This is a genomic window from Occultella gossypii, from assembly GCF_019947135.1.
Taxonomy (GTDB): domain Bacteria; phylum Actinomycetota; class Actinomycetes; order Actinomycetales; family Beutenbergiaceae; genus Occultella; species Occultella gossypii.
The window spans coordinates 12,821-35,660 of the sequence record NZ_JAGSHT010000010.1 but is presented as its reverse complement, the minus strand read 5'-3'; the positions used below and the strand labels follow the sequence as shown (position 1 = coordinate 35,660).

Annotated in this window: 23 protein-coding genes; 20 read left to right on the top strand and 3 right to left on the bottom strand. The window is 70.5% G+C overall.

The genetic code is table 11. The features are described from left to right. Nucleotides 1-24: 24 nt before the first annotated feature. The 12 genes from KCQ71_RS09170 to KCQ71_RS09115 all read left to right on the top strand — a co-directional run bounded on the left by KCQ71_RS09170 (nt 25) and on the right by KCQ71_RS09115 (nt 10,369). Entirely contained in the window at nt 25-639 is a 615-nt protein-coding gene (locus KCQ71_RS09170; RefSeq protein ID WP_223405070.1) for a Cg1360 family ATP-synthase-associated protein, read from the top strand. A 122-nt stretch (nt 640-761) separates the two neighbouring features. Then, nucleotides 762-1,616, top strand: coding sequence for a F0F1 ATP synthase subunit A (gene atpB, locus KCQ71_RS09165; protein WP_223405068.1), 855 nt, complete (start codon nt 762-764; stop codon nt 1,614-1,616). Between the two features lie 16 nt (nt 1,617-1,632). Next, nucleotides 1,633-1,923, top strand: coding sequence for an ATP synthase F0 subunit C (atpE, locus tag KCQ71_RS09160; RefSeq protein WP_443683100.1), 291 nt, complete (start codon nt 1,633-1,635; stop codon nt 1,921-1,923). A 31-nt stretch (nt 1,924-1,954) separates the two neighbouring features. Then, nucleotides 1,955-2,512: a F0F1 ATP synthase subunit B gene (locus KCQ71_RS09155; RefSeq protein WP_223405066.1), complete on the top strand. Its 558-nt coding sequence runs from the start codon at nt 1,955-1,957 to the stop codon at nt 2,510-2,512. Further along, nucleotides 2,512-3,327, top strand: a complete 816-nt coding sequence (locus tag KCQ71_RS09150; protein WP_223405064.1) for a F0F1 ATP synthase subunit delta — start codon at nt 2,512-2,514, stop codon at nt 3,325-3,327. The genes KCQ71_RS09155 and KCQ71_RS09150 overlap by 1 nt, the downstream gene beginning before the upstream one ends. A 115-nt stretch (nt 3,328-3,442) precedes the next feature. After that, on the top strand, nt 3,443-5,071 hold the full coding sequence (atpA, locus tag KCQ71_RS09145; protein WP_223405062.1) for a F0F1 ATP synthase subunit alpha: 1,629 nt from the start codon (nt 3,443-3,445) through the stop codon (nt 5,069-5,071). Between the two features lie 3 nt (nt 5,072-5,074). Continuing rightward, entirely contained in the window at nt 5,075-5,968 is an 894-nt protein-coding gene (locus KCQ71_RS09140) for a F0F1 ATP synthase subunit gamma (protein WP_223405060.1), read from the top strand. Between the two features lie 29 nt (nt 5,969-5,997). After that, nucleotides 5,998-7,476 carry a F0F1 ATP synthase subunit beta gene (gene atpD / locus KCQ71_RS09135; protein WP_223405058.1) on the top strand — a complete coding sequence of 493 codons (1,479 nt, stop codon included), beginning with the start codon at nt 5,998-6,000 and terminating at the stop codon, nt 7,474-7,476. An 85-nt stretch (nt 7,477-7,561) separates the two neighbouring features. Further along, on the top strand, nt 7,562-7,840 hold the full coding sequence (locus KCQ71_RS09130; protein ID WP_223405056.1) for a F0F1 ATP synthase subunit epsilon: 279 nt from the start codon (nt 7,562-7,564) through the stop codon (nt 7,838-7,840). Between the two features lie 9 nt (nt 7,841-7,849). Then, on the top strand, nt 7,850-8,263 hold the full coding sequence (locus tag KCQ71_RS09125; RefSeq protein WP_223405054.1) for a DUF2550 family protein: 414 nt from the start codon (nt 7,850-7,852) through the stop codon (nt 8,261-8,263). An 85-nt stretch (nt 8,264-8,348) separates the two neighbouring features. Further along, nucleotides 8,349-9,044 carry an endonuclease NucS gene (nucS, locus tag KCQ71_RS09120; RefSeq protein WP_223405052.1) on the top strand — a complete coding sequence of 232 codons (696 nt, stop codon included), beginning with the start codon at nt 8,349-8,351 and terminating at the stop codon, nt 9,042-9,044. Between the two features lie 71 nt (nt 9,045-9,115). Continuing rightward, complete coding sequence (locus KCQ71_RS09115; RefSeq protein ID WP_223405050.1) at nt 9,116-10,369, top strand: N-acetylglucosamine-6-phosphate deacetylase; 1,254 nt, start codon at nt 9,116-9,118, stop codon at nt 10,367-10,369. 6 nt (nt 10,370-10,375) lie between these two features. Here KCQ71_RS09115 and KCQ71_RS09110 read toward each other — a convergent pair whose 3' ends face one another. Continuing rightward, nucleotides 10,376-10,897, bottom strand: coding sequence for a UDP-N-acetylmuramate dehydrogenase (locus tag KCQ71_RS09110; RefSeq protein WP_223405048.1), 522 nt, complete (start codon nt 10,895-10,897; stop codon nt 10,376-10,378). A gap of 257 nt (nt 10,898-11,154) precedes the next feature. Between KCQ71_RS09110 and KCQ71_RS27580 the strand changes: the two genes are divergently transcribed. Both KCQ71_RS27580 and KCQ71_RS09100 read left to right on the top strand, forming a co-directional pair. After that, nucleotides 11,155-11,472 carry a hypothetical protein gene (locus KCQ71_RS27580; protein WP_223405909.1) on the top strand — a complete coding sequence of 106 codons (318 nt, stop codon included), beginning with the start codon at nt 11,155-11,157 and terminating at the stop codon, nt 11,470-11,472. Continuing rightward, entirely contained in the window at nt 11,360-11,971 is a 612-nt protein-coding gene (locus KCQ71_RS09100; protein ID WP_223405872.1) for a GDSL-type esterase/lipase family protein, read from the top strand. Before KCQ71_RS27580 ends, KCQ71_RS09100 begins: the two co-directional genes overlap by 113 nt. Before the next feature lie 101 nt (nt 11,972-12,072). On the opposite strand, the gene KCQ71_RS09095 is transcribed toward KCQ71_RS09100, so the two are convergent. Beyond that, complete coding sequence (locus tag KCQ71_RS09095; protein ID WP_223405046.1) at nt 12,073-12,921, bottom strand: UbiA family prenyltransferase; 849 nt, start codon at nt 12,919-12,921, stop codon at nt 12,073-12,075. A gap of 77 nt (nt 12,922-12,998) precedes the next feature. Between KCQ71_RS09095 and KCQ71_RS09090 the strand changes: the two genes are divergently transcribed. Genes KCQ71_RS09090 through KCQ71_RS09080 form a run of 3 tightly spaced genes read left to right on the top strand, consistent with a single transcriptional unit; the run spans nt 12,999 to nt 15,666 of the window. Continuing rightward, nucleotides 12,999-14,078: a type III polyketide synthase gene (locus KCQ71_RS09090; protein ID WP_223405044.1), complete on the top strand. Its 1,080-nt coding sequence runs from the start codon at nt 12,999-13,001 to the stop codon at nt 14,076-14,078. Further along, on the top strand, nt 14,075-14,635 hold the full coding sequence (locus KCQ71_RS09085) for an isoprenylcysteine carboxyl methyltransferase family protein (RefSeq protein WP_223405042.1): 561 nt from the start codon (nt 14,075-14,077) through the stop codon (nt 14,633-14,635). Before KCQ71_RS09090 ends, KCQ71_RS09085 begins: the two co-directional genes overlap by 4 nt. Continuing rightward, nucleotides 14,632-15,666, top strand: a complete 1,035-nt coding sequence (locus tag KCQ71_RS09080; RefSeq protein WP_223405040.1) for an NAD(P)/FAD-dependent oxidoreductase — start codon at nt 14,632-14,634, stop codon at nt 15,664-15,666. Before KCQ71_RS09085 ends, KCQ71_RS09080 begins: the two co-directional genes overlap by 4 nt. Nucleotides 15,667-16,008: 342 nt before the next feature. Here KCQ71_RS09080 and KCQ71_RS09075 read toward each other — a convergent pair whose 3' ends face one another. Further along, nucleotides 16,009-18,876 carry a beta-glucosidase family protein gene (locus tag KCQ71_RS09075; protein WP_223405038.1) on the bottom strand — a complete coding sequence of 956 codons (2,868 nt, stop codon included), beginning with the start codon at nt 18,874-18,876 and terminating at the stop codon, nt 16,009-16,011. A gap of 302 nt (nt 18,877-19,178) precedes the next feature. On the opposite strand from KCQ71_RS09075, the gene KCQ71_RS09070 reads away from it, so the two are divergent. From KCQ71_RS09070 to KCQ71_RS09060, 3 genes are read left to right on the top strand one after another with little or no spacing between them, the layout of a single operon-like run. After that, the gene (locus KCQ71_RS09070) at nt 19,179-20,834 is read left to right on the top strand and encodes a type 2 periplasmic-binding domain-containing protein (protein ID WP_223405036.1); all 1,656 of its coding nucleotides are present in this window, start codon (nt 19,179-19,181) and stop codon (nt 20,832-20,834) included. Next, a complete protein-coding gene (locus tag KCQ71_RS09065) occupies nt 20,831-21,841 on the top strand; it encodes an ABC transporter permease (protein WP_372453978.1) in 1,011 nt (336 codons plus the stop codon). Before KCQ71_RS09070 ends, KCQ71_RS09065 begins: the two co-directional genes overlap by 4 nt. After that, nucleotides 21,838-22,833, top strand: a complete 996-nt coding sequence (locus tag KCQ71_RS09060) for a carbohydrate ABC transporter permease (protein ID WP_223405034.1) — start codon at nt 21,838-21,840, stop codon at nt 22,831-22,833. Before KCQ71_RS09065 ends, KCQ71_RS09060 begins: the two co-directional genes overlap by 4 nt. Nucleotides 22,834-22,840: the final 7 nt, after the last annotated feature.

Sequence of the window (22,840 nt, the reverse complement as noted above, 5' to 3'; positions counted from 1 at the left end):
GCACCAGTAGACCGAGAGATTCCCGTGAGCGAACCGACCTTCCTGAACGACAAGTACATCCGCACCGCGGCGGTGCTGGACCTCATCAAGAAGGTCCTGCGGCGGCTGCTCCTGGCCGGCGCCGCGATCGCCGTCGTGGGTGCGGTCGTCGGTCTGCTCGCGGCCGGCCTACCGGGCCTGTGGGGAGCGCTCGTCGCCGTCGCCATCGGGGTGCTCTTCACCGCGACCACGGTCGCGGCCCTGTACCTCGTCGCAGGTCGCGGGCCGGAGCTGCTGCAGGTCGTCCTGCTCGGTGGCTGGATCGTCAAGATGGGCCTGCTCGCGCTGGTCCTGCTCTGGCTCCGGGAACAGGACTTCTACTCCCTGCCTGTGTTCCTCGTCACTCTCTTCGTGCAGGTGATCGCCTCGCTGGTGGTCGAGCTGTACACGGTCGTCACCGCGAAGATCCCCTACGTCAGCCCGACCGCCACGGCGTCCACAGAAGAGACACAAGCCGAGGATGAGGGCCCGACGGCGGATCCTGCCGATGTAGAGGGTCGCTCGCCCTCTGCGGGCGGCTCAGCGGGCGAAAACGGCGCCGCCGAGGAGCCCGCGGAGCCGCGGGATCCGGCGCCGCGGGGCGACGGCGACGGCGCCTGAGGCTTCACACCCTCGTCACAACCACCGAGTGCCATCGGGTACTCTAAACGCAGTCACTTCCAGCCCACCTGAGTTCGGTTCCTGCGACGCTGCCTCCGTGCAAGCGAGCAGGGCTGGGCCCGATGCTCCCTGGGGAGAGAATCCTGTCCACCGCAGCCATCGCCCTGCCGATCCTGGCCGAGACCGAGGACTCCTCCGGCAGCGGTTTCCACGCCCCCGGGATCGACGAGTTCTTCCCGCCTGCCATCTTCGGCAGCACCGATCTCGACTCCTGGTGGGGCTTCGACCGGATCATGATGGTCCGCGTCATCATGATGGTCGTCCTGCTCCTGCTGCTCTGGCTCGGGATCCGGCGTGCGAAGCTCGTCCCCGGTCGCGGCCAGAACATCATCGAACTCGGCGTCGAGTTCGTCCGGGTCCAGATCGCCGAGCAGGTGCTCGGCCACGAGCGGGCCAAGCCCTATCTGGCGATGCTGACCACGATCTTCTTCACGGTCCTGACGATGAACATCGCCGGGGTGATCCCGTTCCTGAACATCTCCGGAAACGCCCGGGTGGGCCTGCCGCTGGTGCTCGCCGTCTGGGTCCTGGTGGTCTACCTCGCGGCCGGTGTGCGCAAGCACGGCGTGGGCAAGTACCTCAAGGCGCAGCTCTTCCCGCCCGGGATCCCATGGCCGGCGTATCTGCTGATCACACCGATCGAGGCGTTGCAGGTCTTCGTCCTCCGTCCCGCCACCCTGACCATCCGGTTGCTGGCGAACATGATGGCCGGTCACCTGATGCTGGTGCTGTGCTTCTCCGCCACGAACTTCCTCCTCCTGGAGGGTGGCGGTCTGGTCAAGCTCACCAGCGCGCTCTCGTTCGCCGGCGGCATCTTCATCACGCTGTTCGAGGTGTTCGTGGCGCTGCTGCAGGCCTACATCTTCACCCTGCTCGCATCGATCTATCTCAATTTCGCTCTGGAAGAGGAGCACTGAGCTTCTCTCCCAGGGCATGGCTCGCACGCTGGGCCGCCCCGTCCGCAGAACCACAGACGCTCACCCCGAGCGCCTTCAGGAAGGAAATGCAGTGGAAGGTATCACCGGAAACATCGCCACCGTCGGTTACGGTCTCGCGACGATCGGCCCCGGTATCGGTCTCGGTATCGTCATCGGTCAGACCCAGATCGCCACGGCGCGTCAGCCCGAGGTCGCTGGTCGGCTCTTCACCAACATGATGATCGGTGCCGCCCTTATCGAGGTGCTCGGTCTGCTCGGCCTCGTCGCCGGGCTGATGTTCACCTGATCGTCCTTTCCCACTGGCGTTGGAGCACCCCATGATTCATGCAGACGAGGCCACGCCGAACGTCCTGCTGCCCGCCGGCTATGACATCTTCTGGTCGCTGGTGGTCACGGTCATCATCGGATTCTTCTTCTTCAAGTACCTGTTGCCGAAGTTGAACGTGATCCTGGATGAGCGGACGGCGAAGATCGAAGGCGGTCTGGCCCTGGCCGAGAAGGCACAGGCCGAGGCCGCCTCGGCGAAGGCCGACGTGGAGCGCGAGCTCGCCGAGGCTCGCAAGGAGGCCGCCGGCATCCGCGAGGAGGCCGTCAGCGACGGTGGGCAGATCGTCATCGACGCACGCGCCAAGGCTCAGACGGAGGCCAACCGGATCGCCGAGAACGCCCAGCGTCAGATCGATGCCGAGCGTCAGGCGGCCGTGGTCTCGCTGCGCACCGAGGTCGGCGGCCTGGCCTCCGAGCTCGCGTCGCGGATCGTCGGGGAGTCCCTCACCGATGACGCACGCCAGTCGCGTGTGATCGACCGGTTCCTGGACGAACTGGACGCCGGCGTGCCCTCGGGCGCCGCGGGGTCCCGCGACCAGGAGGCGTGATGCGGGCGAGTAGCCAGGGATCTCTCACCGCCGCCACCGACCGCTGGGAGGCTGTCCTCGGCACGGCCGGGGCGGACTCGTTCCGGTTCGGCACCGAGCTGTTCGGTGTGGTCGACGTCCTGGACAGCTCGGCCGCGCTGCGGCGCGCCCTGACCGACCCGTCCCGCTCGGGTGAGGACAAGGCCGCTGTCGTGGCCGGCATCTTCGGGCCGAAGGTCAGCGGCGAGGTCGCGGACCTGCTCGCAGGCCTGGTGCGGTCCCGGTGGTCGGCCGAGGGTGACCTGGCGGACTCGCTCGAACAGCTGGGCACGACGTCGCTGCTCGCAGGCGCCGAAGCGCGTGGCGAGCTCATCCGCGTCGAGGACGAACTGTTCCGCACGATCCGGCTGCTCGCGGACAACCGCGAGCTGCGGCTCGCGCTGGCGGACAAGGACCGCACCGTTGCCGACCGGCAGCGACTGCTGACGTCCCTGTTCGGTGCCCGTGTGGCTCCCGAGACCGCCGCTCTGCTCGAACGGGCGCTCAGCACGCACCGGGCGCCCACCCTGACCGCGGCACTGGTCCGGCTCAACGAGGCAGCCGCGGCACGGCGCCAGCAGCTGGTCGCCGTGGTGACGGCCGCCCGCCCGTTGACGCAGGTCCAGGTCACGCGCCTCGGCGAGATCCTCGCCCGGGCGTACGGGCGCGCCGTGCAGGTCAACGTCGCCCTGGACCCCACCGTCGTGGGGGGTCTTCGGATCCAGCTCGGTGACGAGGTCATCGACGCCACGATGCTCTCCCGCCTCGATGAGGCACAGCGACGGCTCGCCGGCTGAGTCGCCCGGCCCAGGACCCGGTCATCCGGCCGGACTTCCGCAGGGGCCGAACCACCCGCACACTTGACGAGACGAACCGATCGCCACGAGGCGGTCAGAAGAGAAGGACGTAGAGATGGCTGAACTGACGATCAAGCCCGAGGAGATCCGGGCTGCGCTGGACAGCTTCGTGAACTCCTACGAGCCCGCCGGTAGCGCGGCCGAGGAGGTCGGCACGGTCACCCTCGCGGCGGACGGTATCGCCCAGGTCGAGGGACTGCCCGGCGCCATGGCGAACGAGCTGCTCAAGTTCGAGGACGGCACTCTCGGCCTCGCGCTGAACCTCGATGTGCGGTCCATCGGTGTGGTGGTCCTCGGCGAGTTCAGCGGTATCGAGGAGGGCCAGGCGGTGCGCCGCACCGGCGAGGTGCTCTCGGTGCCGGTCGGCGACGGCTACCTCGGCCGCGTCGTGGACCCGCTCGGCAAGCCGATCGACGGTCTCGGCGAGATCGCCACGGAGGGCCGCCGCGCCCTCGAGCTCCAGGCTCCCGGTGTGATGGACCGTAAGTCGGTCCACGAGCCGCTGCAGACCGGTCTCAAGGCCATCGACGCGATGATCCCGATCGGGCGCGGTCAGCGCCAGCTCATCATCGGCGACCGGCAGACCGGCAAGACCGCGATCGCGCTGGACACGATCATCAACCAGAAGGCGAACTGGGACACCGGCGACGTCAACAAGCAGGTCCGCTGCATCTACGTCGCGATCGGCCAGAAGGGCTCCACGATCGCCTCCGTGCGCGGCGCCCTCGAGGACGCCGGCGCGCTGGAGTACACGACCATCGTGGCCGCTCCCGCCTCTGACGCGGCCGGCTTCAAGTACATCGCGCCCTACACCGGCTCGGCCATCGGTCAGCACTGGATGTACGGCGGCAAGCACGTTCTCATCATCTTCGACGACCTGTCCAAGCAGGCCGAGGCCTACCGCGCCGTGTCCCTGCTGCTGCGCCGCCCGCCGGGCCGCGAGGCCTACCCGGGCGACGTGTTCTACCTGCACTCCCGCCTGCTCGAGCGTTGCGCGAAGCTATCCGACGAGCTCGGCGCCGGCTCGATGACCGGCCTGCCGATCATCGAGACCAAGGCGAACGACGTGTCGGCGTACATCCCGACGAACGTCATCTCGATCACCGACGGCCAGATCTTCCTCCAGTCGGACCTGTTCAACGCCGACCAGCGGCCCGCCGTCGACGTGGGTATCTCCGTCTCGCGTGTGGGTGGCGACGCCCAGGTGAAGGCGATGAAGTCGGTGTCCGGGACGCTGAAGATCGACCTCGCGCAGTACCGTTCGCTCGAGGCGTTCGCGATGTTCGCCTCCGACCTGGACCCGGCGTCCCGCCAGCAGCTGACCCGGGGTGCGCGACTCATGGAGCTGCTCAAGCAGCCCCAATACTCACCGTTCCCGGTCGAGGAGCAGGTGGTCTCGGTCTGGGCCGGCACGCACGGGTACTTCGACAAGGTCGAGCTGCACGACGTGCGCCGCTTCGAGCGGGAACTGGTCGACTACGTCCGTAGGCACTCCGACGTGCTGGACACCATCGTCAGCACCGGCAAGCTCGACGACGTCGCCACGAAGGCGCTCGAGGAGGCCGCGGACAAGTTCCGGACCACCTTCCTCGCCTCCGACGGCGAGAGCGTCGTGGAGACCGAGGGAACCGACGAGGACGTGGACATCGACCAGGAGCAGATCGTCCGGCAGAAGCGGGGCTGATCGATGGCCGGGCAACAACGGGTCTACAAGCAGAAGATCAAGTCGACCCAGACGCTGAAGAAGATGTTCCGCGCCATGGAGCTGATCGCCGCGTCCCGGATCGGCAAGGCCCGGGACCGCGCGGTCAAGGCGAGCCCGTACACGCGGGCCATCACCCGCGCGGTGTCCGCCGTGGCCTCGCACACGGACGTCGACCACGTCCTGACCAAGGACCGGACCGACACGAACCGGGTCGCACTGCTCGTGGTCACCTCCGACCGCGGCATGGCCGGCGCCTACTCGGCGACGGTGCTGCGCGAGGCGGAGCGTCTGCGGGCGCAGCTGGTCGAGGACGGCAAGGACCCGGTCCTGTACGTGACCGGGCGACGCGGCGTGAGCTTCTACGGTTTCCGTGGCATCGAGCTCGAGCGCACCTGGCTCGGGGACTCCGACAACCCCCGGGTCGAGGTGGCCGAGGAGATCGGTCAGACCCTGCTGGACGCGTTCCGGGCCCCGGTCGACGCCGGTGGCGTGGCCGAGCTGCACGTGGTCTACACCCGGTTCCGTTCGATGGTCTCCCAGGAGCCCCAGGTGCTGCGCATGCTGCCCCTGGAGGTCGTGGACGGCGTGGCGGAGCCCACCAACGAGGTCATGCCGCTCTACGAGTTCGAGCCGTCCGCCGATGCGGTGCTCGACGCGCTGCTGCCGCGGTACATCCGGAGCCGGATCTTCAACTCGCTGCTGCAGGCCGCGGCCTCCGAGCTCGCCGCCCGGCAGCGCGCGATGCACACCGCGACCGAGAACGCGCAGGACATCATCACCAACTACACGCGGCTTGCCAACCAGGCCAGGCAGGCCGAGATCACCCAGGAGATCAGCGAGATCGTCTCGGGTGCCGACGCCCTGGCCGCGAGCTGAGCACCAACCACACCGAAGGATCGCTATCCATGACTGCTACCGCCACTGACACCACGGCGCCGGGCGCGAGCGGCCCCGGCGTGGGCCGCATCGCGCGCGTGATCGGCCCCGTCGTCGACATCGAGTTCCCGCCGGACGCCATCCCGGAGATGTACAACGCCCTCAAGACCACGGTGGACCTGTCCACCCAGGGTGACGGGCAGGGCGCCTTCGAGATGACCCTCGAGGTGGCTCAGCACCTGGGCGACAACATGGTCCGCGCCATCGCGCTGAAGCCGACCGACGGCCTCGTCCGCGGCTCCAAGGTGACCGACACCGGCTCGCCCATCTCGGTGCCCGTGGGTGACATCACCAAGGGTCGCGTGTTCAACGTGATCGGTGAGCCCCTGAACCTCGCCGAGGGCGAGACGTTCGAGCCCACCGAGCGCTGGTCGATCCACCGTCAGCCGCCGGCGTTCGACCAGCTCGAGTCCAAGACCCAGATGTTCGAGACCGGCATCAAGGTCATCGACCTGCTCACGCCGTATGTGCTGGGCGGGAAGATCGGCCTGTTCGGCGGCGCCGGTGTGGGCAAGACCGTGCTCATCCAGGAGATGATCCAGCGCGTCGCCCAGGACCACGGCGGTGTGTCCGTGTTCGCCGGTGTGGGCGAGCGCACCCGCGAGGGCAACGACCTGATCGCCGAGATGGAGGAGGCCGGGGTCTTCGACAAGACGGCCCTCGTCTTCGGCCAGATGGACGAGCCGCCGGGCACGCGTCTGCGCGTGGCCCTGTCCGCGCTGACCATGGCGGAGTACTTCCGCGACGTGGGCAAGCAGGACGTGCTGCTGTTCATCGACAACATCTTCCGGTTCACCCAGGCCGGTTCGGAGGTCTCCACGCTGCTCGGCCGGATGCCGTCCGCGGTGGGCTACCAGCCGAACCTCGCCGACGAGATGGGCCAGCTGCAGGAGCGGATCACCTCGACGCGCGGCCACTCGATCACCTCGCTGCAGGCGATCTACGTCCCGGCCGACGACTACACCGACCCGGCGCCGGCCACCACGTTCGCGCACCTGGACGCCACCACCGAGCTCTCCCGTGAGATCGCCTCGCGGGGTCTCTACCCGGCCGTGGACCCGCTGGCCTCGACCTCCCGGATCCTCGACCCGCGCTACGTGGGCGAGGAGCACTACCGGGTGGCCACCCAGGTGAAGGCGATCCTGCAGAAGAACAAGGAACTGCAGGACATCATCGCGATCCTCGGTATCGACGAACTGTCCGAAGAGGACAAGATCACCGTGAACCGGGCCCGCCGGATCCAGCAGTTCCTGTCCCAGAACACCTACATGGCGGAGAAGTTCACCTCGGTGGTCGGCTCCACCGTGCCGCTGTCCGAGACCATCGAGGCGTTCGGCAAGATCGCCGCCGGTGAGTACGATCACGTCTCGGAGCAGGCGTTCTTCAACATCGGTGGCCTGGAGGATCTCGAGCGCAACTGGGCCCGGATCCAGTCCGAGATCAACTGACCGCACAACGGTAGGCCGATCGGCCGGCGCACCGCGAGGAGCGCCGCCGATCGGCCCGTCCGATGATCGAACGAAGGAGGGCGGCGTGCCGCTCAACGTGGAGATTGTGTCCCCGGACCGCACCTGGTGGTCCGGCGAGGCGGTGAGCATCGGCGCGCCCGCGGCCGACGGTGACCTCGGCATCCTGACCGGCCACCAGCCGGTCCTGGCCGTGCTGCGCCGCGGTGTGGTTCGGGTCCGGCCAACCTCCGGCGAGCCGATCACCATGGACGTCGATGGTGGGTTCATCTCGGTGGACCAGGACTCGGTGACCATCGTGGTCGATCCGACCACCAACGAGGACCAGTCGTCCGGCGAGAACTGAGCCAACTGGATGAGGATCGCGATCGCAGTCGGAGCCGTTGCGATCGTGCTCGCCCTGGTACTGATCGCCCTGTTCCTGTGGCGGCTGCGCACGCTCAGCCACCGGGTCGGATCCTTCGAGTGTGCCAAGTACACCGGCAACCGCTGGCTGGCCGGGATCGCCAGCTACACCAGAGACCACCTCGACTGGTACGAGGTGGTCTCGCTGTCGCTACGCCCGACCACCCGGTGGGAGCGGCGCGAGCTCGACATCCTCGACCGGTCCCGGCGGGAGCTGGACGGGCGCCTCAGCAGCGTCAGCGAGGCCCGGTGCGTCTACCGCGACGAGGAGTTCCTGCTCGCAGCGAACGACCAGTCCCTGGACGGCCTGCGGTCCTGGCTCGAGGCAGCGCCGCCGGACCCGAACACGTCCCGTATCGTCTGAGGACACGCCCCCGGTCGCCCAGCCACCAGGGTCGATCAGGCACTCGCGCACCCGGCTCGCGGCCGGCGCGGAAAGGAACACACGCATGCGGATCGTCATCGCCGACTGCTCGGTCGACTACTCGGGACGGCTGACGGCGCACCTGCCGCTGGCCCGTCGGGTGTTGATGGTCAAGGCGGACGGTTCGGTGCTGGTGCACTCCGACGGCGGCTCGTACAAGCCGCTGAACTGGATGTCGCCGCCGTGCCGGCTCGCCGAGTCGGGCCCGGACGAGGCCCAGGCGGAAGCGGGCGTCACCGGCGTCTGGACCGTCCAGCACACCAAGACCGACGACCGTCTGGTGGTCTCCCTGTACGAGGTGCACTCGGACACCACGACGGAACTCGGCGTCGACCCGGGCCTGGTCAAGGACGGTGTCGAGGCGCACCTGCAGAAGCTGCTCGCCGAGCAGATCACCCTGCTCGGTGACGGGCACACCCTGGTCCGGCGGGAGTACCCGACGGCGATCGGTCCGGTGGACATCCTGGCCCGGTCGGCCGCGGGTACCTCGGTGGCCGTGGAGATCAAGCGCCGCGGCGACATCGACGGCGTGGAGCAGCTGACCCGCTACCTCGAGCTGATGAACCGGGACCCGCTGCTCGCTCCCGTGGCCGGGGTGTTCGCCGCCCAGGAGATCAAGCCGCAGGCACGGGTGCTGGCCACCGACCGCGGCATCCGCTGCGTGGTGCTGGACTACGAGGCGATGCGCGGCATCGACGACGTGGACTCGCGCCTGTTCTGATCCCGTTCCGGCGCCGGGCGGGTACCGAACGGCGGGCACGTCCGCCATCGGCGATCGGTCACAATGGGTGCATGTCATCGTCGATGCCCACCGCGCCCGCTCCGGATCCGATCGTGCTGCGCGGGCGGGTGGTCACGCCGGAAGCGGTGCTCTACGACGGCGTCGTGGTGCTCGACGGCGGACGGATCGCCTGGGTGGGGCCGGTCGCCGATGCCGGCGCGAGCGGGCCGGCCGCGGCCGTCGTCGCAAGCGCGCAGGCGCCGTCGGGCCGCACAATCCTGCCCGGCCTCGTCGACCTGCACAACCACGGCGGCGCCGGGGTCGGGTTCCCGGACGCCGTGGATGCGGAGGCCGCCCGACCGGCTGTCACCGAGCACCTGACGCACGGCACCACCCGGATGGTCGCGTCCCTCGTCACCGCTGCCCCGGACACGCTCCGGGCCCGAGTGAGCACGCTCGCCGATCTCGCGGACGCCGGTGAGATCGTCGGGATCCACCTGGAGGGGCCGTTCCTGAACGAGGTGCGCTGCGGCGCCCACGACCCGGCCCTGCTCCTGGACGGGGATCCGGCGCTGACCGCGGACCTGCTCGCCCTCGGCCGCGGCCACGTGGTCTCGATGACGATCGCTCCCGACTCGCCCGGCGTGGTCGGTCCCGGGGGAGTGGCACAGGCCCTGATCGCCGCCGGTGCGGTGCCCTCCTTCGGGCACACCGACGCCGCTGCCCCTGCGATGCGAGCCGCGCTGGTCGAGGCCGTCGAGGCCATGGCCGGAGCCGCCCGGAGGCGGCCCACCATCACGCACCTGTTCAACGGCATGCGGCCTATCCACCACCGCGACCCCGGCCCGGTGCCACCGGCGCTGGCACTGGCCCGGCAGGGGGCGGTCGTGGTCGAGCTGATCGGGGACGGCACGCACCTGTCCCCGGACCTGGTCCGGGAGGTGTTCGACCTGGTCGGCCCGGAGCACATCGCGCTGGTGACCGACGCGATGGCGGCGACCGGCATGCCCGACGGGCAGTACCTGCTCGGCGCGCTCGCCGTGCAGGTCACCTCGGGCGTGGCCCGGCTCGTGGAGGGTGGCTCGATCGCGGGTGGCACGGCGCACCTGATCGACGTGGTGCGGACCACGGTCGACGGCGGTGTGGGCCTTCGCGAGGCCGTCCTGGCCGCCTCCGCGACCCCGGCCGGCGTGCTCGGCCTCGAGGACGTGGGTGCGTTGCGCACGGGCTACCGGGCCGACGTCGTGGTCACCGATGCCGACCTGCGGGTGCAGCAGGTCTACCGCGACGGCGTGGAGGTGACGAGTCCGGTCGCCGCCGGCTGATCCCGGTCAGCCGCCCAGCACCGCGCGGCGCACCAGGTCGAGGGGCACGCGGTCACCGGACGCGACGCCGAGCCTGGCGACGAGCGCGTCGTCGCGGACCGGGGTGGTGAGATCGCCCTGCTTGAGCAGGAGGGTCACCTCGCGGAGGTCGTACCGCAGCGACCCGTCGGCGAGTTGTTCGGTGAACCGCGACGAGCCGGGCCCGAAGTCGCACTCGACGGCCGCGAACGTCCGTTGCCGGTCGACGGATCGGTCCCAGGTCCGCACGGACACGACGGCGTCGCTCACCGACTGGCCGTATGCGGACGCATTGGCGCGGGTCACGTCCGCGACGGAGCCGGGCAGCCCGGACAGCGCCTCGACGCCGAGCCAGCCCTCGGCGACGGCCCGCTCGACGATCCCGTCCCAGGGCTCAGACGAGTCGGCGGCCACCTGGACGGCGCCACAGTAGACCAGGTCGTCGACCGAGCACCCGGTGGTGTCCACCCGGAGGCCGGCGCTCGCCCTCGTCAGGTCCGATGCACCCATACTCCCCATTCTGCACCCGCCGTGCGGTCCAGACGCGGCAGGTCATGCCGAGTGCGGACCAGTCGCAGGCCGTGCCGACCAGGTGGGATAGGACGTACCCGGCGCGGCGTATGGCTGTGCGTACGCTGCGGTGTCGCGCTGGGGCGTCGTACCCGATCGGGTCGAGAAACTCGGCCACCGGGCGCTTGGCGGCCTCGTCCCCGGCATTGGGAAGCAGGGAGCGCTCGGGATCGAAGGGGCGACGGTAGGGTGCGACGGTGAGCGTGGATCTGCGACCCGATGTCCGACCCGATTCCTGGCGCGGCGCGGTCGGCTGGGAGGCGCGTGACGGCGCGCTGCGGGTCTGGCGGCTGCTGCCGGGTCTGGTGGACCGGGCCTTCGCGCCGGAACTGGTCGCCATGGCACGGCAGTCCGCGGGAGTGCGTCTTGAGGTCGTGGCTGCCGCAGGACGGCGAGACCTGGATCAGGTCGGTCCATCTCACCGGCTCGGCGCATGCGGACCCCGCCCCGGCCACGCGCTGGACCGCCTACGGATCCTCGATCACGCAGTGCAGCGCCGCAGCCGGGCCGAGTGAGACGTGGCCGGCGCTCGTGGCCCGAGCCCTCGACTGGGATCTCACCTGCCTCGGCTTCGGCGGCCAGTGCCACCTCGACCCGGTCGCAGTCCGCACGATCACCGGGATCCCGGCGGATGTCGTCAGCTTGTGCCTGGGCATCAACGTGCAGGGCGGGGCAACGATGTCGCAGCGCACGTTCGGCCCGCAGGTCGCGGGGCTGATCGACCAGGTGCGCACCGGCCATCCGGCGGCGGTGATCGCCGTCATCACGCCGATCGTGTCGCCGCCGCTGGAGAGCACACCGAACGCGGTCGGGGTCACCCTCGAGTGGATGCGTGACGCCATCGCCGACGTGGTCGCGGGCACCGACGACGACCGGCTGCACCTCATCGACGGACCGAGCATCATCGGCCACCAGGACGTGCACCTGCTTTCCGACGAGGTGCACCCCGACGCGGTCGGATACCGCCTGATGGGTGAGCGGCTCGCGGCTGCGCTGGGCCCGTTGCGGCGCTGATCTCCTGATCTCCTGACCGGGCCCGGGCCCGGGGCGTGCCGACGACCCGCAGAACCAGGCACTGCCTGATCGGGACCGGTGCTCGGGTGGGAGGAGCAGGCTCAGCCGGACAGCATGAGTTCGGGCGCGGCCATCACCAGCAGCACCACGCAGACAGCCGCCACCGCCATACTCAGCGCGAACGGGAGCCGGCTGCGCGTGCGGATCCTGCCGACGACTCCGGCCGCGGCCGCGAGGACGCAAGTGACGGCGGCCCCGGTCCAGACGGCCGGACCCGGCGGGTGGTCGGGGCCCAGGACGACGACAACGGTCGCCAGCATCAGAACCAGCGGGGCGAGCAGGCTCGACGCGGGCCGCCCGATCCGGACCGGCAACCCCCGGACGCCCGTTCGCCGGTCGTACTCCAGGTCGGGCAGCGTGTTCGCCACGTGCGCGCCGATCCCGAGCAGCGCCGTCGCGAGGACCGCCCACGGGGCGGTGGATGCACCGGGCACGCAGGCCATCACGACGAAGATGGGCAGCAGTCCGAAGGAGACGGCGTACGGCAGCCAGGAGAGCGGCGTGACCTTCAGGACGAGGTTGTATGACCAGGCACTGGCCACCGCGGCCAGGTGCACCGCACCGGCGGCCCAGCCCGTGGCCAGGGACAGCACGACGCAGGCCGCCAACGCCAGCAGTGCGGCCCGGCGCAGCAGCGCGACCGAGACCGTGCCCGCGACGACGGGCTTGTCGCCACGCGCGACAGCGGCGTCGCGCTCGGCGTCGATCCAGTCGTTCGACCAGCCGACCGAGAGCTGCCCGGCGAGCACCGCGAGGGTGACCAGGACGGCCTGCGGCGCATTGGCGCCCACACCGAGGGCGAACGCCGCGGCGAGCAGGGTCACGACCGCCGTCGGGCCCGGATGACTGGCGGAGCGCAGACCACGAGCGGTCCGGGACCACGATCTCACGCGTTCTCCTCCTCGAACCGCCCGGCACGTCATCGGCTGGCGCTGCCGACGAGTCAACAGCGTGACACGATGCCACGATGTCGCGCCTCGTTGCGGTCGGAACCGCGCTTCCCGGGCGCGCACACCCCCAACAGGACATCATCGACACGATCGGTCCACTCCTCAGCGCGGATCCGGCGCGGCGCGCCGCGCTGGCCCGGCTACAGCATTCCAGCGGAGTGCGCACCCGGCACCTGGCGCTCCCGCTCGAGGAGTACGGCGCGCTGACGTCGTTCGGGCGCGCCAACGACCTGTTCATCTCCGAGGGCACGACGCTCGCGGAGCAGGCCTGCCGAACGGCGCTGAGCCGGGCGGGGATCGAGGCGGTCGACGTCGACTTCCTGCTCTTCACATCTGTCACCGGGATCTCGGCGCCATCCATCGATGCCGCGCTGGTCGGCCGGCTGGGGCTGCGCAGTGACGTCCGGCGACTGCCATCGTTCGGCCTGGGCTGCGTGGCCGGCGCCGCCGGGATCGCGCGGGTACACGACTATCTGGTCGGCCACCCGGAGCACGTCGGTCTGCTCGTCTCGGTGGAGCTGTGCTCGCTGACGTTCCAGAGGGGCGACGACTCGACGGCGAATCTCGTCTCGAGCGCCCTGTTCGGGGACGGTGCAGCCGCCGTGGTGCTGGTGGGTCGGAGCCACCCAGCCGGCCGGGTCGGGCGTCGCGGCCCGGAGGTGCTGGGCAGCCGTAGCTGTCTCTACCCCGGCACCGCAGACCAGCTCGGCTGGCACATCAGGGACACCGGCTTCGCGATCATGCTCTCGGCCGGGCTGCCGGACGTGATCGCCGAGCACCTCGCCGGCGACGTGGCGACCCTGCTCGAGGAGCACACGCTCGCGCGCGAGGACGTCACCACGTGGGTGGTGCACGCGGGCGGCCCTCGCATCTTCGACGCCGTCGCCGGCGCGCTCGACCTGGACGATCGCGACCTGCAGGTGAGCCGGGACTGCTTCGCGGCGGTCGGCAACCTGTCCTCCTCGTCGGTGTTGCACGTCCTGGCCGACACGCTCGAACGCAACGGTCCGGCACCGGGGTCGTACGGGGTGCTGTTGGCGTTCGGACCGGGCGTGTGTGCGGAACTGGTCCTGTTGCGCTGGGAGGCCGAGCCATGAGCCCGGCGTTCGTGCTGTTCGTCGCCGTGGTGGGTGCGACCGCGCTCGAGAGGCTCCTCGAACTGGTCGTCTCGACCCAGCACGCCCGGTGGGCGTTCGATCATGGCGGGGTGGAGCGTGGGCAAGGTCACTTCCCGGCCATGGTCGCCCTGCACACCACGCTGCTGATCGCATGCGTGGCCGAGGCGTGGTTCGCGGACCGCCCGTTCCTGCCGGTCCTCGGCTGGACGGCGCTGGCCGCGGTCCTGGCCAGCCAGGCACTGCGTTGGTGGTGCATCGCGACGCTCGGCCGGCGGTGGAACACCCGGATCATCGTCGTTCCCGGCCTTCCACTCGTCCACGCGGGTCCCTACGCACGGCTGCGCCACCCGAACTACGTCGCGGTCGTCGTCGAAGGGCTCGCGCTCCCGCTGATCCACACGTCGTGGGTCACCGCCGCGGTGTTCACCGTGCTCAACGCCGTGCTGCTGCTGAGGTTTCGGATCCCGGCCGAGGAGCGGGCCCTCGCGGAGGCGACCCGGCCCGGTGGCAATGCGTCCGCAGGAACGGGCCAGTGAGCCAGTCGCGCACCGACATACTCGTCGTCGGGGGCGGTCCGGTGGGACTGGCCGTCGGGATCGAGGCCCGGCTGGCCGGCCGCGAGGTGGTCGTGGTGGAGCCTCGCACCGCTCCTGTCGACAAGGCATGCGGCGAGGGCCTGATGCCCGGCGCACTCGCGGGCCTGCACCGGCTCGGTGTCGATCCGACCGGGCACGTCTTGACCGGGATCAGCTACCGTGACGGCCGTCGGCACGCGGATCACCTCTTCGCGACCGGGTCCGGTCGTGGGGTTCGCCGCACGACGCTGCACGCGGCGCTGTACGCCCGCAGCATCGACCTCGGTGTGGAGCATGTGCGCGCCCGGGCGGACCGGATCAGCCAGTCGCCCGACGGCGTGCAGGCGGCGGGGATCGCGGCGCGGTTCCTGATCGCCTGTGACGGCCTGCACTCCACCACCCGGCGCGCCGCCGGACTGGCGGTTGCGTCCGGCGGAGGGCGGGAGCGCCGCCGGTTCGGATTGCGCCGGCACTTCCGAGTGGCCGCCTGGACCGATCTCGTCGAAGTGCATTGGGGCGCCGAGGTGGAGGCCTACGTGACGCCTGTCGCCGATGACGCCGTCGGCGTGGCGCTGCTCGGCCCGGCCGGTGTCGACTATACGGACGCGCTCGCCACGTTCCCCGAGATCTCGGACCGGCTACGCGACGCGGAGCCGCTCGGTCCGGTTCGTGGCGCTGGACCGTTGCGGCAACGCTCCCGCCGACGGGTCGCCGGGCGGATCCGGCTCGTCGGTGACGCGTCCGGCTACGTCGACGCACTGACCGGTGAGGGCCTGAGCGTCGGCCTCGCCCAGGCCCGGGCCGCGGTGGCCACCCTCGACGACGGCCCCGAGGCGTACGAACGGGCCTGGGCCCGGGCGACTCGGGACTACCGGCTCCTCACCAGTGGCCTCGTGCGGTGGGCCATGTCACCCGGGCGCGCGGCCATCGTGCCGGTCGCGGCCCGGGTCCCGCCGCTGTTCGGGGCGATCGTGGAGCGGCTGGCCCGGTAGCCACACCCACACGGCGCCGTCCGGCTCACAGGAGTCGGGGGTCCCGATCGGACGCGCACCGCTGGCGCGCGCGATACGCGCCCGACATCGAGTTTCGCTCCCTCCAGTGCGACGCGCACTGATCGTCGTCGCCGCTGAACCGACTCACGTCCGCTCGGCCCTCGGACCGCTGCGCGAGGAGCGCAACCTAGTGATCTGGCGGACCCAGTGGCCGGACACCGCGCTGGAGGCGTCTACCCGGCCGCGTGCTCACGCACGAAGCCTGGATCGAGCCAGTGGCGGTCGACGGCGCCAGACCGTACTGACGATGGTGGTTGGGTTCGACGCGCCAGGTACCGCCGATCACGGCGCGACGTGGTCGGTGCCCCGCCCCCGTGCGCCGATCCCGGCCAGGCGCACCGGGCCGGTCAGCACCACCCGCAGGCCCGAGGTCCGCCTCGCCACCGGTGGCCCCGAGGACCCCACGGGCTCCAGCGGCACCTCGGTGAGTTCGTGGCGGCCCAGCCCCGCGGGAACCTCGGCCCGCGCGAACGGGTGCGCTGCGCCGTCGGCGACCTGTTCCAAGGTGACCGACGCCGGTCCGGACGCCGTCCGCGCGAGCGTCACCACGGCCGCGTCGGCGAGCCCGTCGACGGCGGTGAACGTCAGCCAGCCGGAGCCGGACGGCGCCGTGACCACCTCGCCCGCGACCGACGTCGCTTCCTCGATCCGGGTGCCGCTGTGGGCATCGAAGTCGACCGCGCGCAGGGGCAGACGGTGCGCGATGACAACCTCGCCCTCGAGTTCGACGCGCACGCTCAGCGGGGTGTCCGCCGCGCTCGGGCCGGCGAGTACGCGGTAGTCGGCGGCCAGGACCACCATCGCGCCGCGGGTGGTGTCCCAGATGGCGAACCGATCGGCAGGGATGGGCAGGTCCACGGTGCGGCGCTGTCCGGGGGCGAGGTGCACCCGGGCATGGGCGGCGAGGCGGCGCGGGAACCGCACCGGGTGCCCGGGAGCGTCGGTGTAGGCCTGCACCACCTCCGTGGCCTCCCGGTCCCCGGTGTTCGTCACGGTGACGCGGGCGAGCACACCGGCCTCGCCGGTCTCGACCCTCAGGCTTTCGTAGCCGATCCGGGAGTAGGTGAGGCCGTGCCCGAACGCGAACAGCGGCTCGGCCTCGGAGTACCAGTAGGTGGTGCCGGCGCCGAGGATGTCGTAGTCGAGCAGGTCACCGGCATCCGCCTCGGTGGCCCACCAGGTCTGGGGCAGGCGGCCGCTCGGCTCGACCTCGCCGAGCAGCACGTCCAGCAGGCCGTTTCCCGCCTCCTGACCACCGTGGCAGGTCCACACGATCGCCGCCGCCCCGCGGGCCGCGGTGTCGAGCGCGTACGGGTAGCTCGAGACCAGTACCAGCACCGCCGCCGGATTCGCCTCCTGGACGGTCCGCCACAGCTCGGCCATCGGCGTGGGGAGGGCGAGCCCGGGCCGGTCCTGCGTCTCGCGGCCGAGCAGGTGCGGGTCGTTGCCGACGGCGCACAGCACCACGTCCGCCTCCCTCGCCGCGGCCGCCGCGGCGGCCGTGCCGGAGCGCACCACGCGACGCACGAACCGTTCGGCCTCTGCGGGGGAGGCCGCGGTGGCACCGACTCCACCGCCGTACGCCTCCGTGCGCAGCCACCGGCCGGTCCCGAGGTGCTGGAACGACCAGGTGTCGTCGTCATGGCGGCGCCCGCGCCAGGACTCCCCGACGACCCACCCCTGCGGGCGGGTCGCGTCGGCGAGGACCTGCTCGCCCTCGGCGCGCAGCAGCAGCCCGGTATCCGCCCCGGCGAGCGTGAGTACCCCGTGGCCCCAGTCGGTCACGTCCCAGAGCACGTCCTCACCCGGCACGGCGGACGCGGCGAGGGATCCATCGGCGAGCAACACCCGGTCGGCGCCGGCCCGCAGGTACCCGCCGGTGCCGACCGACCGCAGGGCGACGCGGTCCGAGCCGTCCACGACCCGTACGTCCGGCGCACCGCCCGGGCCGGCGGCCCAACGGGCCCGGACGGCGTCGGCGAGGCTCACCGTGTATGGGGGCGTGCCCGCGTACCAGTCGGGCAGCACCCGGTCCGCGAGCGGGCCGATCACGGCCACCGAGCCGGCCGGCGTCAGCGGCAGCACCTCGCGGTTCCGGAGCACCACCACGGCGCGGCCCGCCGACTCCCGGGCCAGGGCGCGGTGCTCGGGCAGATCGAGGTGCTCGGCGGTGATGCCGGCGTGCGGATCGTCCGGGTCGAACTCGCCCGAGCGCACTCGTACGGTCAGCACCCGCGCGACCGCCCGGTCGACGTCCGCCATCGTGATCAGGCCACGCTCGAGTGCCTCGCGGACCAGGGCCAGGGTGGGTTCGGGGTCCGGACCGTTGTCCGTGAACGAGTCCACCCCGGCCAACAGGGCGGCCGCGTGCGCCTCGACGGGGTCCGGGTGATAACGCTCGGACCGGCTCAGGTTCGTGGGGGCGCCCGCGTCCGAGACCACGAGCACGGACTCATGGGTCCAGGACCGCAGCAGGTCCAGCAGCTCCCGGGCCACGTGGTTCGGCCGGCCGTTCACCAGGTTGTAGGACGGCATCACCGCGCCGACGACGCCGGCCTCGATCGGGCCCCGGTACGCCGGGAGCTCGTACTCGTGCAGCACCCGCGGGCGCAGCTGTGCGGAGGTGACGGCGCGATCGGTCTCGTTGTTGTAGGCGAGGAAGTGCTTCAGCGTCGGCACGGTGCGCCAGAGCCGGGGGTCATCGCCGCGCAGGCCGAGCGCGTACCCGGCAGCCAGTTCCGCGGTCAGGTGCGGGTCCTCGGAGTAGCCCTCCTCGTTGCGGCCCCACAGCGGGTGCCGCAGCGGGTTCACCACGGGCGCCCAGACGTTGCGGCTGACCGCCGGGTCCGCGGCCTGCTTGGCCCGCAGCTCGGTGCCCACCTGGGTCCCGACGCGGCGCAGCAGGTCCGGGTCCCAGGCCGCGGCGAGACCGACGGGTTGCGGGTACATGGTCGCCCGGCCGAGCCAGGCGACCCCGTGCAGCACCTCCGCACCGGTCGTGAACGGAGCCAGGCCAAGGCGCTCGACGGCGGGGCTCGCCTGGTGCAGCATCGCCACCTTCTCGTCGTCGGTGAGCCGGGCGAGGAGGTCACCGACGAGTGCCGGGACGTCCTGCCGGGTGGTCGATCCTGCCGTGTCCTGCTGAGGCACCGTCGATGCTCCTTTGCCTTGACGCTTGAGTGATAGAGCGAGCCCGGTTCGAATCGGTTCGATTGCGGGATCGTCACGGCCGGTCGTTCTGCCGAGTGGGCCCCGGCACCCCGATGCCTATCCATCTCGGTTCATTATGGCGGTTCTTCGGACACCTTTCCAGCCGCCGGAGTCGGCGGCGGGGGTGGTTGCGCTGTCCGGACATGGTGGCTTACGATCGGCACGTTCGAACCGCTTCGATGAGTGCGCACAGAGGCGCACCGAGGCAGCGGTCCGCCATCCACGAAGGAGTGAACGCGAACATGAACCTGGACTCCCACCCAGACGTGACCCGGGTGCTACCGCTGAACCGGCGGTCGTTCCTGACCATCCTCGGGCTCGGCGCGGCCACCTCGGCCGCCCTCGCCGGATGCAGTTCCGAGCCGCCCAGCGGTTCCGGTGGCCCGAGTGGCGGGGGCGGCGACGTCGCCGGCGTGCTGCCCAACCACGTCCCGATCGACTACGTGACCCCGGACTTCCCGAGCGTGAACGGCTCCACGGCGGGCTACTCGACCATCCCGACGGACCTGGTCCAGGTGTTCGACGCCCCGCCCGGATCCGGTTCGGAGTTCACCGCGATGACCCCGCTCTGGGGCGCCATCCCGCCCACCGAGGGCAACCAGTACTTCGACGCCGTGAACGCCGCGATCGGGTCCACGATCACGTTCCAGATCAGCGACGGCAACACCTACGGCGACAAGCTCGCCGCGGTGCTCGCCTCCGAGCGGGACGTGCCGGACTGGGTCTCCATCCCCACCTGGAACATCCCACCGCGCTTCGACCAGGCCGTCGAGGCCCTGTTCGAGGACCTCACCCCTTATCTGGCCGGGGACGCCGTGGAGAAATATCCGAACCTTGCGAACATCCCCACCGACGTCTGGAAGTTCTGCGTCTTCGACGGCCAGCTGAAGGCGCTGCCGTTCCCCGGTGAGATCATCACGGACGCGATCTTCTACCGCGATGACATCCTCGAGGCCGAGGGCATCACCACGCAGCCGACGAACGGCCAGGAGCTGCTCGACCTGGCCAAGGAGCTCACCGGCGCCGACCGGTGGGGCGCCAACGACCTGTGGAACTCCTCGGTGATCATCCACGGTGTGGTGCCGAAATGGCGGATCAACGACGACGGCACGCTCACCCACCGGGTCGAGACCGACGAGTACCGCGCCGCGCTGGAGTGGAACGCGGCGCTGTTCGCGCAGGGGTCGGTGCACCCGGACGCCGTCGCGGACAACTCCGGGGACGCCAAGACCCGGTTCGAGTCCGGTCTGGTGCTGATCAGCAACGACGGCGTCGGCGGCTGGCACGAGGCGCTCGGCCGGCAGCTGGCGTCGAACCCGACCTATTCCCAGCGTCCGTTCACGCCGTTCGCGGCGGACGGTGGCACCCCGGTGCTCTGGAAGGGCAACCCGGCCAACATCATCTCGTTCATCAAGAAGAACGAGGACTCCGCGCGGATCGAGGAACTGCTCGCGGTCGCCGACTTCCTCGCCTCCCCGTTCGGCACGACGGAGTACCAGCTGATCAACTTCGGCCTCGAGGACGTCCACTTCACGTTCGACCAGAACGACCTGCCGGTGGCCACCGAGCTCGCCGCGACCGAGGTGCAGCCCACGTATATCTTCCTGACCGACCCGCCCGTCGTGAACACCAAGGTGCAGTACCCGGGCTACGTGGAGGCGTTCTGCACCTGGATGGCCGACGCCGCCGGGTTCGTCCAGGACCCGGCCTTCTTCGGGATGCAGGTCACCGAGCCGACCCAGTACGCCTCCCTGGCCCAGCCGTTCGAGGACCTCGAGAAGGACATCTCCCGCGGCCGCAAGTCCATGGCGGACCTGGACACTGCGATCGAGACCTGGCGGACCTCGGGTGGTGAGGAGCTGCGCGCCTTCTACACCGGCATCCTGGACGCGCAGTGACGGCACCGACCCGTAGCGCCGGTGCCGGCCGCACCGGCCGGTCCGACCGCGCACCTCGACCGGTCCCGGCCGCCACCTCCGACCCGCCCGTGCGGCACCGGAGCGCGTGGACCCGGATCAAACGGGACCGGTCGCTGCTCATCATGACGGTCCCGGTGATCGTGCTGCTCGGCGTGTTCGCGTACGTGCCGATGCTCGGCAACGTGATCGCCTGGCAGGACTACTCCCCGTACGTGGGCATCCTCGACTCCCCGTTCGTCGGCTGGTGGAACTTCGAGCGCGTCTTCACGAACCCGCTCTTCTGGGACGCGGTGCGCAACACGCTGGTGATCACCGCGTTCCAGCTGGTGTTCTTCTTCCCGATCCCGATCGTGCTGGCGCTCCTGCTGAACAGCGTCATCACCCCGGCGATCCGCACCACGATCCAGTCCGTCGTGTACCTGCCGCACTTCTTCTCGTGGGTGCTGGTCGTGACGATCTTCCAGCAGTTGCTCGGCGGCGCCGGGCAGCTGCACCGGATCCTCGAAGCGAACGGGTTCGCCGGGTTCGACATCATGACGAACCCGGACACGTTCCTGGTCCTGATCACGGCGCAGTCGGTCTGGAAGGACGCGGGCTGGGGCATCATCATCTTCCTGGCGGCGCTGTCCACCGTGGACCCGGCGCTGTACGAGGCCTCGGTCATGGACGGCGCGAACCGCTGGCGCCGGATCTGGCACATCACCCTGCCGGCCCTGCGTCCGGTGATCATCCTGCTGCTCATCCTGCGGCTCGGCGACGCACTGACCGTCGGCTTCGAGCAGCTGATCCTGCAGCGCGGCGCCGTCGGCGCCGGCGTGGCCGAGGTGCTCGACACGTTCGTCTACTACCAGGGCGTGATCAACGGCGACTGGAGCTTCGCGGCCGCCGCGGGCCTGGTCAAGGGCATCGTCAGCCTGATCCTCGTGCTCGGGGCCAACAAGATCGCACACGTCTTCGGAGAAGCTGGGGTGTACAAGCGCGCATGAGTACCGCACTCGGATCCAACCGGGGAACCCACCCGGCCATCGACGAGGCCGCCGCCGGTACCGCCCGGCCCGACTCCCGCCGTCGTCCCCGCCGTTCCAAGCACCGCCCGGCCTGGGAGGACCGACCCACCGCGCTGGGGACCGGCGCGAAGGTGATCGTGCTCGCCCTGATCGTGCTGGCGGTCGTCTACCCGCTGTACACGGTGATCATCACGTCCCTGTCCACGACGGCGGCCGTGACCGAGGCCGGCGGCCTGATCACCGTGCCCACGGAACTGACGACGGCGGCCTACCGGCAGATCCTCGCCGGCGGCATCGTGACCAGGGCGACCATGGTCAGTGTCGGTGTCACAGCGGTCGGCACTCTGTTGTCCACCACCGTGTCCATCCTGTGTGCCTACGGGCTCTCCAAGCCGACCTCCTTCGGACACCGCCCGATCCTCTTCGTACTGCTGATCACGATGTTCTTCGGGGCCGGAATGATCCCGACCTATCTGCTGGTGAGCAACCTCGGCCTGATCGACACCTACTGGTCGCTGATCCTGCCCGGCGCGGTCTCGGCGTTCAACGTGCTGCTGCTGCGCAACTTCTTCATGGGCATCGACCCCGGCATCACCGATGCCGCGCGGATCGATGGTGCGGGGGAGTGGCGCGTGCTCGGCCAGATCGTGCTGCCGATGTCGAAGGCCGTGACGGCGGTGGTCGCCCTGTTCTACGGCGTCGGGTACTGGAACGCGTTCTTCAACGCGATGCTCTACATCAACGACAACGCCAAGTGGCCGCTGCAACTGGTGCTGCGCTCGTACGTGCTGCAGGGGGTCACCCTGCCGGGCTCCGGGGTCGGGCAGGTGGACGTCGCGACGGGCGCCGTGACCGGGCTACCGGTGAAGATGGCCGTGATGGTCCTCGCGATCATCCCGGTGCTGGTCGTCTACCCGTTCGTGCAGCGCCACTTCACGAAGGGCGTGATCTTCGGGGCGATCAAGGGCTGAGGCCCTC